Origin of the sequence: Dokdonella sp. (assembly GCF_044227025.1) — a bacterium.
GTDB lineage: Bacteria > Pseudomonadota > Gammaproteobacteria > Xanthomonadales > Rhodanobacteraceae > Dokdonella_A.
The window spans coordinates 562,253-576,489 of the sequence record NZ_JBGAFX010000003.1 but is presented as its reverse complement, the minus strand read 5'-3'; the positions used below and the strand labels follow the sequence as shown (position 1 = coordinate 576,489).

Annotated in this window: 11 protein-coding genes, 2 pseudogenes and 1 other annotated feature; of the genes and pseudogenes, 9 read left to right on the top strand and 4 right to left on the bottom strand. The window is 67.0% G+C overall.

Annotated elements, in window-relative coordinates; genetic code table 11:
* Positions 1-12 precede the first annotated feature (12 nt).
* The 7 genes and pseudogenes from ACILRJ_RS10305 to ACILRJ_RS10275 all read left to right on the top strand — a co-directional run.
* A complete protein-coding gene (locus tag ACILRJ_RS10305; protein ID WP_395683034.1) occupies positions 13-480 on the top strand; it encodes a hypothetical protein in 468 nt (155 codons plus the stop codon).
* Between the two features lie 142 nt (positions 481-622).
* Positions 623-1,414, top strand: a complete 792-nt coding sequence (locus ACILRJ_RS10300) for a plastocyanin/azurin family copper-binding protein (RefSeq protein WP_395683032.1) — start codon at positions 623-625, stop codon at positions 1,412-1,414.
* A gap of 353 nt (positions 1,415-1,767) precedes the next feature.
* Positions 1,768-3,375, top strand: coding sequence for a carboxyl transferase domain-containing protein (locus ACILRJ_RS10295; RefSeq protein WP_395683093.1), 1,608 nt, complete (start codon positions 1,768-1,770; stop codon positions 3,373-3,375).
* Between the two features lie 194 nt (positions 3,376-3,569).
* Positions 3,570-4,139 (top strand): hypothetical protein, encoded by a 570-nt coding sequence (locus ACILRJ_RS10290; protein ID WP_395683030.1) that lies wholly within the window; start codon positions 3,570-3,572, stop codon positions 4,137-4,139.
* A 79-nt stretch (positions 4,140-4,218) separates the two neighbouring features.
* Positions 4,219-6,270 (top strand): alkaline phosphatase, encoded by a 2,052-nt coding sequence (locus ACILRJ_RS10285; RefSeq protein WP_395683028.1) that lies wholly within the window; start codon positions 4,219-4,221, stop codon positions 6,268-6,270.
* Between the two features lie 100 nt (positions 6,271-6,370).
* Complete coding sequence (locus ACILRJ_RS10280; protein ID WP_395683026.1) at positions 6,371-7,168, top strand: sel1 repeat family protein; 798 nt, start codon at positions 6,371-6,373, stop codon at positions 7,166-7,168.
* Positions 7,169-7,316: 148 nt separating this feature from the next.
* Positions 7,317-7,706 (top strand): annotated as a pseudogene (locus ACILRJ_RS10275) (polymer-forming cytoskeletal protein); the annotation flags it as partial.
* A 4-nt stretch (positions 7,707-7,710) separates the two neighbouring features.
* On the opposite strand, the gene ACILRJ_RS10270 reads toward ACILRJ_RS10275, so the two are convergent.
* Positions 7,711-8,924 (bottom strand): IS3 family transposase gene (locus ACILRJ_RS10270; protein WP_395681472.1). Its coding sequence is split into 2 segments (ribosomal slippage): positions 7,711-8,639 and positions 8,639-8,924, totalling 1,215 coding nucleotides; the frame shifts between segments, so codons are not numbered across the junction.
* Positions 8,530-8,646, bottom strand: a sequence feature (AL1L pseudoknot). (Overlaps the previous gene by 117 nt.)
* Before the next feature lie 32 nt (positions 8,925-8,956).
* On the opposite strand from ACILRJ_RS10270, the pseudogene ACILRJ_RS10265 reads away from it, so the two are divergent.
* Together ACILRJ_RS10265 and ACILRJ_RS10260 are read left to right on the top strand one after the other, a co-directional pair.
* Positions 8,957-9,142, top strand: a pseudogene (locus ACILRJ_RS10265) (hypothetical protein); the annotation flags it as partial.
* Positions 9,139-9,507 carry a hypothetical protein gene (locus tag ACILRJ_RS10260; protein WP_395683024.1) on the top strand — a complete coding sequence of 123 codons (369 nt, stop codon included), beginning with the start codon at positions 9,139-9,141 and terminating at the stop codon, positions 9,505-9,507. The pseudogene ACILRJ_RS10265 and the gene ACILRJ_RS10260, both read left to right, overlap by 4 nt.
* Positions 9,508-9,534: 27 nt before the next feature.
* Here the strand turns inward: ACILRJ_RS10260 and gorA are convergent, their stop codons facing one another.
* The 3 genes from gorA to ACILRJ_RS10245 form a co-directional block, all read right to left on the bottom strand.
* Positions 9,535-10,884 (bottom strand): glutathione-disulfide reductase, encoded by a 1,350-nt coding sequence (gorA, locus tag ACILRJ_RS10255; RefSeq protein WP_395683091.1) that lies wholly within the window; start codon positions 10,882-10,884, stop codon positions 9,535-9,537.
* A gap of 148 nt (positions 10,885-11,032) precedes the next feature.
* Positions 11,033-12,841 (bottom strand): CocE/NonD family hydrolase, encoded by a 1,809-nt coding sequence (locus tag ACILRJ_RS10250; RefSeq protein ID WP_395683022.1) that lies wholly within the window; start codon positions 12,839-12,841, stop codon positions 11,033-11,035.
* Positions 12,842-12,864: 23 nt separating this feature from the next.
* Entirely contained in the window at positions 12,865-14,118 is a 1,254-nt protein-coding gene (locus ACILRJ_RS10245) for an NAD(P)/FAD-dependent oxidoreductase (RefSeq protein ID WP_395683020.1), read from the bottom strand.
* Positions 14,119-14,237 lie beyond the last annotated feature (119 nt).

Genomic DNA, 14,237 nt, shown 5'->3' with positions numbered 1-14,237 from the left:
GAGGCAGTCCAAATGACCAGCAAGACCCTGAAGTTCGCACTCGGTATCGCACTCGTTGCCTCGCTCGCTGCCTGCGACAACTCGCAGCAGCAGGCGCAGGAAGCGGCCGACAAGGCCGCCGCGGCGACCGCCAAGGCCGCTGCCGACGCGCAGGCCGCCGCGAAGAAGGCTGCCGACGCGACGGCTGCCGCGGCACAGCAGGCGGCGGATGCCGCCAAGGCGGCTGCCGCCCAGGCCGCCGATGCGACGCAGAGCGCGGCCGACAAGGCCAAGGAAGCCGCCGGCAATGCCGTCGATGCGACGAAGGAAGCGGCCTCCAACGCCGGAACGGCCGTGAAGGAAGGTGCGACGGCAGTAGGCCAGGGCGCGATGGCGGCCGGCCACGAGGTCAAGGAAGGCGCCAAGGAAGTCGCGCACGATGTCGCCGACGCCGCCAGGAAGGCGAAGGACGCCGCCGCGGACGCCACCAAGAAGGAATGATCCCGCAGCCGCATTCCTGCGGTTGACGATCGACGCACCGGCCGCCTCGCGCGGCCGGTTGCGTTTTCGGCGCGAGGCGCCGGCAACCTTGCGCGATCCTCGCGGTACCCATGTCCGTCAACCGTCGGATCTGGAGTACGCCATGCCTGCCCATTCCCTGCGCCTGCTCTTCGCAATGGCCCTGCTCGCCTCCGGCGCGGCAACCGCCGCGACCCACTCGGTCATTGTCGGCGGCGTCACCAGCGGATACTACGGCGACCAGGATGTGCTGATGTTTTCCCCTGCGAACCTGACCATCAACGCGGGTGACAGCGTCGTCTTCACGAACGCCGGCGGCGCTCACAACGTGCATGCCGACGATGAATCGTTCCGGTGCGCGCAGGGCTGCGATGGCGGCGGCGGCAGCGGCGAGCCGAGCGCCAGCGAATGGCATGCGACGGTGGTGTTCGACCATCCCGGCAGCGTTTCCTACCACTGCGACAACCACGGCAGCATGGGCATGACCGGCACGATCACGGTGCGGTCGACCAGCGCCAACGTGCCGATCACGAGCGGCTTCACCGGCACCTGGGTCGATGCCGGCGTGACCGGCCAGCTCGGGCTCGGCCTCGAGGTGCTCGCCGACGGCAACCTCGTCGCCGAGGTCTACACGTTCGCGCCGGCGGGCGGGCAGGCGTGGATCGGTGGCGTTGGCCCGATCGTCAATGGCGATCACGCGACCATCACGGTCTCCACGATCAATGGACCCGGCGGCCGCTTCGCACCGAATTTCGATCCGTCACAGGTGACGAACACGACCTGGGGCACGTTGACGCTGCGCTTCAGCGACTGCAACCACGGCACGCTGGATTGGGCATCGACGGTTCCGGGGTTCGCCAGCGGATCGCTGCCGATCATCCGCGTGACCTTGCCGGCGGGGCTGACCTGCCCGTAACGAACGCGCCCGGGTAAGCGCTCTTCTCCCCGGCCGTTCGTGCCGAGCGCAGCAGAGTCGAAACGCCGGACCCGACCCGCGCCGCCCTTCGACTCCGGCGCTGTGCGCCTGCGCTCAGGGTGAACGGCCTTTGTTCCCTGGCCGTTCGCGTCGCGGGGGTGAACCGCCTTTCTTCCCTGGCCGTTCGTGTTGAGCGAATGGCCTCTGTTCCTTTGGCCGTTCGTGTTGAGCGTAGCGCAGCGGAGTCGAAACACACGGACTCCGCCCGCGCTGCCGTTCGACCTGCGCCGCGAAGCTGGCCTGAATCGCGGCGCTGTGCTTTCATCGCGGGATTCGCTCCCGCCGTGAACGCCATGCCGCAGATCCGCTCGCAGATCGACCTTCGCTCACCCGACTTCCAGGCCAACGCGGCGCAACTGCGCGAAACGGTCGACGACCTGCGCAAGGAGATGGCGCGGGTCGCACAGGGCGGCGGCGAGAAGGCACGCATGAAGCACACCGAGCGCGGCAAGCTGCTGCCGCGCGAGCGCATCCGCGCGCTGCTCGATCCCGGCTCGCCATTCCTCGAACTGTCGCCGCTCGCCGCGCACGGCATGTACGACGACGCCGCGCCCTGCGCCGGCGTCATCACCGGCATCGGCCGCGTGCGGGGCGTCGAAGTGCTGGTGATCGCGAACGACGCGACGGTCAAGGGCGGCACCTACTTCCCGATGACGGTGAAGAAGCACCTGCGCGCGCAGGAAGTCGCGCTCGAGAACCGCCTGCCCTGCATCTACCTGGTCGACTCCGGCGGCGCGTTCCTGCCGCTGCAGGATGAGGTGTTCCCGGACAAGGAGCATTTCGGCCGCATCTTCTACAACCAGGCACGCATGAGCGCGCTCGGCATCGCGCAGGTCGCGGTCGTGATGGGCTCGTGCACCGCCGGTGGCGCCTACGTGCCGGCGATGAGCGACGAGACGATCATCGTGAAGGAACAAGGCACGATCTTCCTCGGCGGCCCGCCCCTGGTGAAGGCGGCGACCGGCGAAGTCGTCGACGCCGAAACGCTCGGTGGCGCCGACGTGCATACCTCGATCTCGGGCGTCGCCGACCACTTCGCCGAGAACGACGCGCACGCGCTCGACATCGCGCGCGGCATCGTCGCCAGCCTCAACCGCAGCAAGCCGATCGCGCTTGCGCTGGCCGAACCGCGCGAACCGCTGTACGCGGCGGACGAACTCTACGGTTGCGTGCCGCGCGACACGCGCATCCCGTTCGACATCCGCGAGGTGATCGCGCGCATCGTCGACGGCTCCGAGCTGCAGGAGTTCAAGGCACGCTACGGCAAGACCCTCGTCACCGGCTTCGCGCACATCCACGGTTACCCGGTCGGCATCGTCGCCAACAACGGCATCCTGTTCGCCGAGAGTGCGCTCAAGGGCGCGCACTTCATCGAGCTGTGCAACCAGCGCAACGTGCCGCTGGTATTCCTGCAGAACATCACCGGCTTCATGGTCGGCAAGAAGTACGAGCAGGCCGGCATCGCCAAGGACGGCGCGAAGATGGTCACCGCGGTCGCGTGCTCGCACGTGCCCAAGTTCACCGTCGTCATCGGCGGCAGCTTCGGCGCCGGCAACTACGCGATGTGCGGCCGCGGCTACCAGCCGAGGTTCCTGTGGATGTGGCCGAACGCGCGCATCTCGGTGATGGGCGGCGAGCAGGCTGCAAGCGTGCTCGCGACAGTCAAGCGCGACGGCCTCGAAGCGGCCGGCAAGGACTGGTCGAAGGACGAAGAAGACGCGTTCAAGGCGCCAATCCGCGAGCAGTACGAACGCCAGGGCCATCCCTACTACGCGAGCGCGCGCCTGTGGGACGACGGCATCATCGACCCTGCGGATACCCGCAGGGTGCTCGGGCTGGCGTTGTCGGCAAGCCTCAATGCACCGGTCGAGCAGGGACGGTTCGGCGTGTTCCGCATGTAGGGTGCTCGCGCCGTTCGCCGCAGCCTCGGTTTCTGCGCAGGAGTCGAATCGCACCGCGCGTGCGCGCTGCACGGTGACAGGACCTGCCATCCGCCTCGCAAGCGTCACCATCGCTTCAACAAAGCTTCATCCCCGCCGCTTACCGTGAAGCGCTTTGCAACTGGCGCCGCCACGCCGCACTCCGGGGACAACGCATGCATTCCTCACGCTTCCTCGCCAGCCTGATCGCGCTCGGCGTGGCGGTTGCGTCATCGGCAGGTGCCGCTCCTTCCGCGTCGCCATCGGGGATCGCGCGCACACCGCGCGCCCTTGCCGTCACGAGTCGCCTGCCGGCGCCCCCCGAGGGCGTCGCGGAACTCAAATTCGCCGAGATGTTCAAGACGCCCATCGGACCGAAAGGACTCGAACCGACCGAACGACTGCGCCTTCTCGATGGCAGGCGCGTGCGCATGGTCGGCTACGTCGTGCAGCAGCAACCGCCCATTCCCGGCGCATTCCTGCTTTCGCCTTTGCCCGTCTTCGCCGGCGACGAGGACGAATCGCTGGCCGATGACATCCCGCCGAGCGCGGTGCTGGTGCGCCTGCCGCATGCGAGGCAGGCGCGCGTACCCGCGCTGCCAGGTCTGGTCCAGGTGAGCGGCACCCTGCATGTCGGCGAGAGCGAAGCAGGCAGCCGCGTCGCCACTGCCCACCTTGAGCTTGACGCTGCATCCGAACGCGCGCTGGTCACCAGCATGCCGCGCAAACAAAAGGCATCGCGCTGACCGCGCCGCCCGGCTCCGGCGCGCACGCGTGCGTCGTCGGCCGACCCTGTCAACCGCCCTACCCTGCAGGAGATTCCGCATGCACGTCCACACCATGCTCCGACGCCCGCTGGCCACGGTCATCGCGATCGCGATAGCCGGCACGACGCTGCCCGTTGCGGCCGCGACGATTTCCCGCCTGACTCCACCGAGTGAATTGTTCGCTTCGGGGAATTCTGCGCCCGTCGTCGCGCGCTTCCTGCCCGGGCAGTTGTTCGACCTGCAGGCGACCGTGCAGCCCGATCCAGGCCGCACGATCGTCAATTTCGCGTTCTCCGTCGACGGCCTCGGCGTCACCGACCGCTTCCATCAGGCCGGGCTCGCCCGCACGAGCGTCGTGACGGAAACAGGCGACGCCGCCCTTTGCGTCGACCCGAACGGCAAGACCACCGGCAAACCGGGCTGCAAGCTGATCGCGGGCTTGCCCGCTAACGCCGCCGTGATTTCGCAGCGCGCCTATTCGAAGGGCTCGACCGGCGTGCACGAACTGAAGTTCGTCGCCGAGCAGGATGATGGCCGCCTGATCAGCGCGACCGGCAACTTCGAGATCATCGGCATCGACAAGGATGCCGGCACGGTCGCCAAGAACATCATCGTGTTCCTCGGCGACGGCATGGGTGCCGCGCACCGCACCGCGGCGCGCATCATCGCCAGAGGGTATGCGCAGGGCAAGGCGAAAGGCCTGCTGACGATGGACACGTTTCCCGAGACCGGCATGGTGATGACCGCATCGCTGAACTCGATCGTGACCGACTCCGCCCCCGGCATGCAGAACTACGTCACCGGCAACAAGGCGAACAACAACCAGGAAGGCGTGTTTCCGGACGACACCCTCGATGCATTCGACAATCCGCGCGTCGAGTACCTGTCCGAATACCTGCACACGCTGCAGGGAAAGTCGCTCGGCATCGTCACGACCGCCGATGTGTTCGACGCAACGCCCGCCGCCAACGCGGTGCATACCTCCGCACGCGGCAACGGCACCGGTATCGTCGACCAATTCCTGGACGATCGCCATCTCACGGGCCTCGCGGTGCTGATGGGCGGCGGGCGCAAGTGGTTCCTGCCGAACGAATCCAACAGCACCAGCCCGCAAGCGGCGAACGGTTCGCAGCGGCGCAGCGCGAACGACTACGTGCTGCCGGCCGACATTGTCAGCGGATGGAGCGCAAGCCCCGGCGCGATCGATCCGCAGCGCGACCTGATCGCCGAGTTCCAGCAAGCCGGCTTCGCCTATGCATCGGACAAGACGGTGCTGGACGAACTGATGCAGGCGGGTCGTCCGCCGAAGCAGCTGCTGGGACTGTTCGCGTATTCGAACATGAACGTCGCCTACGACAAGATAGCGGGTCGTCGCGGCGACCGCGCCGTCGTCGATGCGTTCGGCTTCCCCGACCAGCCGATGCTCGACGAGATGACCGATGCCGCGCTCGACGTGCTTGCACAGAATCCGAACGGTTTCGTCGCGATGATCGAGGGCGCATCGATCGACAAGCAGGCGCACCTGATGGACAGCGACCGTTGGCCGCTCGAAGTGCTCGAGTTCGACCGCGCGATCGCGGTCGCGAAGGCATTCGCCGTGAAGCATCCGGACACCCTGATCATCGTGACGGCCGACCACGAATGCTCGGGTGCGGCGTTGATTGGTGCGTCCGCGGTAAGCGCGACGGCGCTGGCCGACCATCCGGACGCGGGATCGTCCATCGTCGGCACGTACGACGCGGCAAGGTTCCCGAAGTACGCGCTCGCCGACGACGGCTATCCGCAAACGACGAACATCGACGGCAAATTGCTGATCGGCTACGGCGCGAATGCGGACCGCTACGAGACCTGGTTGCCAAGCCTGTTCCCGACGAGGGACACGCAGCAACCGTTCCCGCCGACGCAGTCACCACTCGATCCGAACGTGCGCAACAAGGAAATCGGCAAACTCATCGTCGGCCAGGTGCCAGGCGACCAGGCGGTACACACGGCGACCGACGTTCCGCTGTCCGCATACGGCCAGGGTTCGCGTCTCTTCCACGGCGTGTTCGACAATACGGACGTGTTCTTCAAACTCGGCCAAGCCGCCGTCGGTGGTGCCGCGGAGTGACCGGCACGGGCCGCGCCGCCGGGGCGCGGCCCGTTTACAAGTGGACAACTCGGGATTAGCCTCGGCGTCATCCTTTCATCACCGCAGAAGGAGACGTGCGATGCATGTGCAAAGACGTATGTTGCCGTGCCTTGGCTGCCTGCTTGCATTGACAACGGGCGTCGCACAGGCGATGGGCTTCGATCCCATGCAGTCGCAGACTGCCCAGCAGTTCGGACGGCGCCCGGACGACAGCGCGCGCCCGGGCGAGAAGTTCTTCTACGACGCCGTGCGCGCGTACCGCAAGAACGACTACTCGTTCGCGGTAAACATGTACCGGGTCTCGTCGTCGTGGGGATACAAGCCGGCCGAGTACAACCTCGGTGTCATGTACACGACCGGCGACGGCATTGCGGTCGACCGCCCACTCGGCCTCGCCTGGCTCGCGCTCGCCGCCGAACGCGGCGACAGGGACTACGTCGAAGCGCGGGACCGCGCCTACGCGGCGATGTCCGACGCCGAATACGCGCGCGCGAACGAACTCTGGCGCGACTTGCGCAAGACCTACGGCGACGAGGTCGCACTCAGGCGGGCGAAGAACCGCTGGCAGCAGGCGCGATCGGAGACGACCGGCTCGCATCTCGGTGCGCCGGTCAGCCCGGTTCTCGTCGGCGGCCGCGGACACATGGGCACCAACGTCGGCGGGGCGGGCGCTGCGCCGCAAGCGGACTCGTACTATGCGTTCGGCATCACCGGTTCCGGGGCAGTCGACGGATCGATCGCGTTTCGCCAATTGCGCGAAAGCAACGATCCATACGATCCGAAGTTCACGACGGCACCGAATGGAACCGTCAGCGTCGGCGACATCATCCCGGTCAGCGAGGGCGTGCGCCGCCCGGCACGGAGCCGGTTCCTTTGACGTGGAACTGTGCGCGCAGGGACGCGCGCCCCACGACATAAGGAATTCGTTATTCATCAAAATGTTAACGCACATACCGTGAGTGTCGTCACACGTTCAGGCGGTGCCCGTGGCTATGCTCGGGCTCCCCTGGAGCGGAGTGCGTGACATGGCGATCTTCAATCAACAATCCTCAGCCAAGAAGGACGCGCCTGCGTTCGCCACCGAAACGGCAGCGCCGCCGCCGCGCGAAACACCACCGATGGTCGACTATGCCGCGATGCCGACCTCGGCAGTGCGCGCGAGCGAACGCAGTGAAGCGAAGGAATCGTTGATCGCGTCCGACCTCACCATCGAAGGCAAGATCGAAGGCAGTGGCCACGTGCGCATCGCCGGCCGCTTCAAGGGCGACGTCAACGTGCAGGGCGATCTCACGATCGAAAAGGACGCCAAGCTCAATGGCGGCGTGCGCGCGAAGAAGGTCACCGTCGCGGGCGAACTCGAAGGCAACATCGAGGCGGCGGTGAATCGCCCCGGAAATCCCGGAGGCTGTTTGGTTTGAGTCACACCTCGATGGCGGACTCGTGCTGACGATAATAGTTTTCTTCGGCTTCTGCTGGAGGAATGTATCCGATGGAGCCGAGCAGGCGGCGATGGTTGTACCAGTCGACCCACTGTAAGGTCGCCAGTTCGATCTGCTCGCGGCTGCGCCACGACTGACGGTGCACCACTTCGGCCTTGTACAGGCCATTGATTGTTTCGGCGAGTGCATTGTCGTAGCTGTCGCCCACGCTGCCGACCGATGGTTCGATGCCTGCCTCGGCCAGTCGTTCGGTGTAGCGGATCGATACATATTGCGAACCGCGATCGCTGTGATGAACCAGTCGGTTCGCCGGACTTCGCGCATGCAGCGCCTGTTCCAGTGCGTCCAGCACGAACTGCGTTTGCTGGCCAGCGGACACCTTCCAGCCCACGATGCGCCGTGCATAGACGTCGATCACGAAGGCCACGTAGGCGAACCCTTGCCACGTCGAGACGAAGGTGTAGTCGCTCACCCATAGCTGATCGGGCCGCTCGGCCTTGAACTGCCGATTCACGCGATCCAGCGGGCACGGGCGCCCGGGATCGGGCTTGGTCGTACGAACGGCCTTTCCACGGACCACGCCGACGATGCCCAGCTCTCGCATGAGCCGCTCAACCGTACAACGGGCCACGACCCAGCGCTCACGTTGCAACTGCTTCCAGACCTTCCTCGCCCCGTACACCTGCTGGTTCTCTTCCCACGCGCGCCTGACCTGCGGCAGCAACGCGGCGTCGCGTTGTAGACGCGCCGGTCGCTTCGTCGGATTGGCGCGGCGCCCCGCGTGCAGGTAATACGTCGACGGGGCGATCGGCAATACCCTGCAGATCGGCTCGACCCCGTACATCGACCGGTGTTCATCGATGAAACGCGTCATCACTTGGATCGGCGGTCGAGCTCCGCCTGCGCAAAATACGCACTGGCCTTGCGCAGGATCTCGTTGGCCTGGCGTAGCTCCTTCACCTCGCGTTCCAGCGTCTTCACGCGCTCTCGCTCCGCCGTCGTCAGACCGGCACGCGACCCTTGGTCGCGCTCGGCCTGCCGAACCCAGTTGCACAGCGTCTGCGCCGTGCAGCCGATCTTGGCAGCAATCGATTCGATCGCCGCCCACTGCGAGGTGTGCTCAGCCTGGTGCTCGCGCACCATCCGAACTGCTCGCTCTCGTACTTCCGGGGCATACTTGTTGGGCTTCTTCATGACTCCATCCTCTCAAAGGTTGGAGCCTCCGGGAAAGCCGGGGCGATTCAGCGGCGCAGGTCGAGCTGCAGCAGAGCGGCGTCCTGATCGGCGACCTCAAGGCCGGCTCGCTCACCGTCGCCGCCGGATCGCGCATGCGCGGCCAGGCCGAGTTCGGCTGGGACGAGAAGAACGCGCCGAAAGGCCGCAGCGGTGCGGAGAGCGGCGCCGCAGCGTGAATGCGCCGACGCGAGCGCGCGTCACGCGCGTCTGTCCGCACTGCAAGGCGACCATCCTTGCCAATGCGGACGTGTGTCCCGCGTGCCGCCACCACCTGCGCTTCAATGCGGCAGGCGCGGTCGATCGACCGCGCCAGAGCGTGTGTGCGCTGCACGTCGAGGGCACCCTGAACCCGCCGAAAGCGGATGACTGGGAGTACTCGATGGTGCTGTCGATCCGCAACGAACGCGGCGAGGAAATCGACCGCAAGCTCGTCGGCGTCGGCGCGATGCGCAACGGCGAGCAGCGCACGTTCGTGTTGTCGGTCGACATCCTCACCGACGCCACGATCGACACCGATGTGCAGCCGCCGCGTCCGCATTGAGCGATCCGTCGCAGCGACGCGCGCGGCCTACATCAGTACCAGTTCCTCGGCCGAGGTCGGGTGGATCGCGACGGTCGCGTCGAGGTCCGCCTTGCGCGCCCCCATCTTCAGTGCGACTGCAAATCCTTGCAGCATCTCGTCGGCCGCGATCCCGAGCAGGTGGATGCCGAGGATGCGTTCGTCGTCGCCGACGCACACGAGCTTCATGCGCGTGCGTTCCTCGCCGTGCGCGAGTGCGGTGAGCATCGGGCGAAACGAGGTACGGTAGACCTTCACCGCGTCGCCATGCTGCGCGCGCGCGGATTCTTCCGAGAGGCCGACCGTGCCGATCGGCGGATGCGAGAACACTACCGTCGGCACGTTCGCATAGTCGAGCTTCGCATCGGCCTTGCCGCCGAACACGCGATCGGCGAGGCGCCGCGACGCCGCGATCGCGACCGGCGTCAGGGCGAGGCGACCGGTCACGTCACCGACGGCGTGCACGTTCGGCACGTTCGTGTCCTGCCATTCGTCGGTCGCGACGAAGCCCTTCGCGTCGAGCGCCACGCCGGCGACGTCGAGCCCGAAGCCATCGGTCACCGGATCGCGACCGGTCGCCCAGATCAGTTCGTCGAAGCCCTGCTCCACGCTGCCGTCGGCGAACCGCAGCGCGTGGCCGCTGGCAGTGCGCGTCACCTGCGCGGTCGTGCGCCCGAATGCGAGCCCGATCCCGCGCGCCTGCATCGCCTGCGCGAGTCCCTCGCCGAGATCGTGGTCGAACGAGCGCAGCAAGCGGTCGCCGCGCGCGAACACAACCACCTCGGCGCCGAGCGCGCGCAGCACGCCGGCGAGTTCGACCGCGATGTAGCCGCTGCCGACGATCGCGACCCGGCGCGGACACGCACGCAAGGCGAAGAAGCCGTCCGAGTCGATGCCGAGTTCCGCACCGGGTATCGCCTCGCGGTGCGAGCGTGCCCCGGTCGCGACCAGCACGTGGCCGGCGGCGAGTTCGCGCTCGCCGGCCGCGATGCGGTTCGCCGCGAGGAAGCGGCCACGCCCGGCGATCAACTCGATGCCAAGCTCATCGAAGCGCTTGCGATAGCTCGCGTGGATGTTGTCAATGTAACCGCTGCGTCGTTCGATGAAACGCGGCCAGTGCAAGGCACTCGGGGGCGAATCGAAACCGACCTCGCGCGCGAGCTGCTGCGCTTCCGCCAGTTCTGCGGCAAGCCACATCGCCTTCTTCGGCACGCAGCCGACGTTGACGCAGGTGCCGCCGAGCGGACCGGGCTCGACGACCGCGACCCTGGCGCCGTGGCGCGCCGAACGCACCGCCATCGCGATGCCGGCAGAGCCGGCACCGAGCACGACCAGATCGAACCGCTCCGCCGCCATCACCACCTCGGGATCTCTGCAAGGCAATACCCACGCCCGGATTGAAACACGTCCCCGTCGAAAACATTCAGGGCGGGCGCACTTCGAGAAGTCGTTCGAATCGAGCGCAGCGGAGCGAAGCTCTGCGGACGATTCCGGAAGTATCGAACTTCTACTTTGCAGCCACGGACGACGCCGCGGCAATCGGCATCGTCAATGCGCTTGGATGCGCGGCGTCGTGGTACAGGGTGACCGTCACCTTGCGCGCATCCTTGCCGGATTCCTCCGCGACCACGCCGCCGGCGTTGTAGTTCTTCTCCGCGTACATCGAGTTCATCGGCGCGATCATCAGGCGCAAACGGCTGCCCTTGGCGATGCGGCGCGCGACGAAGCTGAAGCGCGAGAAATCATAGCGCTCGATCGCGCCCGGCTTTACCAGTTTCGCCTCGCGCAGGCTTTCGCGGTAGCGCGCGCGCAGCGAATCGCTGGCCAGGAATACGCTGCTGCCATCGGCCTTGACCTCGTACAGTCCGACCATGATGTCGGTATCGGGCTGGTCGAGCGCGATCCATGCCGCCAGCTTGAAGAAGCCGGCGATGTCGGTGTCGGCGGTGAATGCGGGCGAGTGGTAGAACAGCGCCTTGCCGGACGACATCATCGCCGCGCGCTGGTCGGTCAGCGCATTCGGCACGTCCTCCTGTTCCCAGGCGGCCGAACTGGTGTCGAGCGGATCGTGGACATAGTGGTCGGGCTTGCCTTCGGCCTTGCCGCGCTGCAGCCCGCCGGCGGCGAACACGTCGTTCGCGCGCGACGCGACCGAATCGAGGTACCAGGTGTCGTTGCGCGCGCTGACCGCGGCGAGCGTCGGCGCGTAGCGCCAGGCTTCCTCGCCCGTCACGTAGAACGCGACCTTGTCCTTGAGGAACTCGGGCTTGCTGCCGGCCTTCATCGTCCAGTCGTACCACGACTTGTGCAACGCATTCATGTCGAGCAGCGCCGCCGGCCCGAACTTGAGGCCGCCGACCTCCGCCTTCGGCGTGCGCGTGCCGGCGTGGTCCCACGGACCGATGATCAGATAGTGCTTCGCCTTCGCCTCGGCCGAGCCGTAGCGCATGTGGTCGTCATAGAACGCGAGCGCGCCCGGCTGGTCGCCGTCGTACTGGCCGCATACCGACAGGATCGGCAACGCGAGTTTCGCGTATTGCTCCGGCGTCGGGCTGAAGCTGTCCCAATACGCATCCTGCGCCGGATGGGAAACCCACGTCTGGAAGTGCGGCGACGGATTGCCGACGTACTGGTCCAGCTGCTTGAACGGCGCGTGTGCCTCGAACCAGCGCTTGAACTGCGCCGCCCAGAATGCGCTGTCGCCGAAAATGCCTTCCTGCGACGTGTGCCCGCTGACCAGCGTCAGCCACTGCGTGTCGTAGGAATAGAACATGTTGTGCTGCATCGGATAGTCGACGCCGGGCTTGGGCGAGGCGACCGGCACGATCGTCGCGAGATGCGGCGGGAATTCCTTCGCACTCGCCCACTGGTCGTAGCCGGCGTACGACCCCCCCCACATCGTGACCTTGCCTTCGCAGTACGACTGCCGCGCGAGCCATTCGACCACGTCGTGGCCATCCTTCGCTTCCTGCAGGAGCGGCGTGAACTCGCCCTCCGAGTTGCCGCGGCCGCGCACGTCGACGGTCAGGAACACGTAGCCGTGCGCGGCGAAGTACATGCCGCGCTCGTGGTAGCTCTGCGCGATGTACGGCGTCAGGGTGAACACGCACGGCAGCGGCTGCTTCTGCTCGCGCGGCTTGTACAGGCTGGCCGCGAGCTTCACGCCATCGCGCAGGGGGATCTGCACGCCCCACTGGAACTCGACCGGATCGCCAGGCGCTTGCGGCTCGGCGGCATGCGCGGCGATTGCGACGCTCGCAAGCGCGATCGCGATCGCGCAGATCCAGGGGCGGTGACGCAGGCCGGTATTTCGCATGCTTCGGGTATCCATGACGAGATTCATTTGAAGCGCGCCGCGGCAAACGGCGCGCAATCGATGCTCGGCGTCCTGCCGCACACAAGCTCGCTGACCAGCAGGCCGGTTCCGGCCGACATCGTGACGCCGAGCATGCCATGCCCGGTCGCCATCAGCAGATTGTCGATCCCTTCGACCCGGCCGAGCACGGGTAGATCGTCAGGGGTCATCGGGCGCCAGCCATACCATTCCTCGACCACCGCCGGGCCTTCCGGTTCGTGCAGGAATTGCGCGGCGCCGCGTCGCAGGGCGTCGAGGCGCACGCGATTGAGGCGCGTGTCGTAGCCGGCGAATTCCATCGTGCTGCCGAGCCGGTAGCCGGAATCCCATGCCGTCACGCACACGCTCGGCTCCTTGAGGGTCAGCGCGATGCGCGGGCAACGCGCCGGCCGCGTGTAGGTGATCGAATAGCCCTTGCCAGGCTGGATCGGAACACGCAAGCCGAGCGGACGGGCGAACTGCGGCGACCACGCGCCCAGTGCGAACACGATCTCGCGCCCGCTGAAATCGCCCTGCGCCGTGCGCACGGCATCGATGCGGCGACCCTCGCGCCGGATGCTGTCGATGCGCGTGCGCTCCTCGATCACGCCGCCTTTCGCGCGCACCACGCGCGCCAGCTCGGCGACGTAACTATCCGGTCGCAGCTGCGCATCCCCGGGATGGAAAAGCGCGCCGGCGATGCCGGCCTTGAGCGCCGGCTCGCGTGCCAGCGTCGCCGCCTCGTCGAGCACTTCGATCGCGGGAGCGTACGGCGCGAGCCGCTCGTGCACGGCGCGTGCCTCGGCGAATGCGCGCGGATCGCGGTACACATTGAGGGTGCCACTCGCAGTGAATTCGCAATCGAGCGCCTCCTTGCGCACGATCTCCTCGATCAACAGGCGCGACCGCTGCAACAGCGGCGCCTTCGCCGCCGTCGCAAGCAACGCATCGCGCCAGTTGCAGTGCGCGGCAAAACCAAGCAACCAGCGCAGCAAGGCCGGGTCGGCGCGCGGCGCGATGCGCAGCGGCGCATCCGGCCTGAGCAGCCAGCGCAACGCGGTGGCGAGCGTTCCAGGCATCGCCAGCGGCGCCGCATGGCTCGGCGTCAAGGTTCCGCAGTTGCCGTGCGAGGCCGCGCCGCCGACGCGGTCCTGCTCGAGCACGGTGACGCTGCGTCCTGCCTCCAGCAGGTAGTACGCGCAGGCGAGGCCGATCACGCCGCCGCCGAGCACGAGCACATCCGATGTCCGGTTCGTCATCCGCGCATTGTAGGACCTGTATCAAGTATTCGCGCCTGTCCCGACCGAACGTGCCCCGCCCAAACCGTTCGTGTTGAGCGCAGCGGAGCGAAGTTCCGCGAAGTCGAATTACCAGCGAC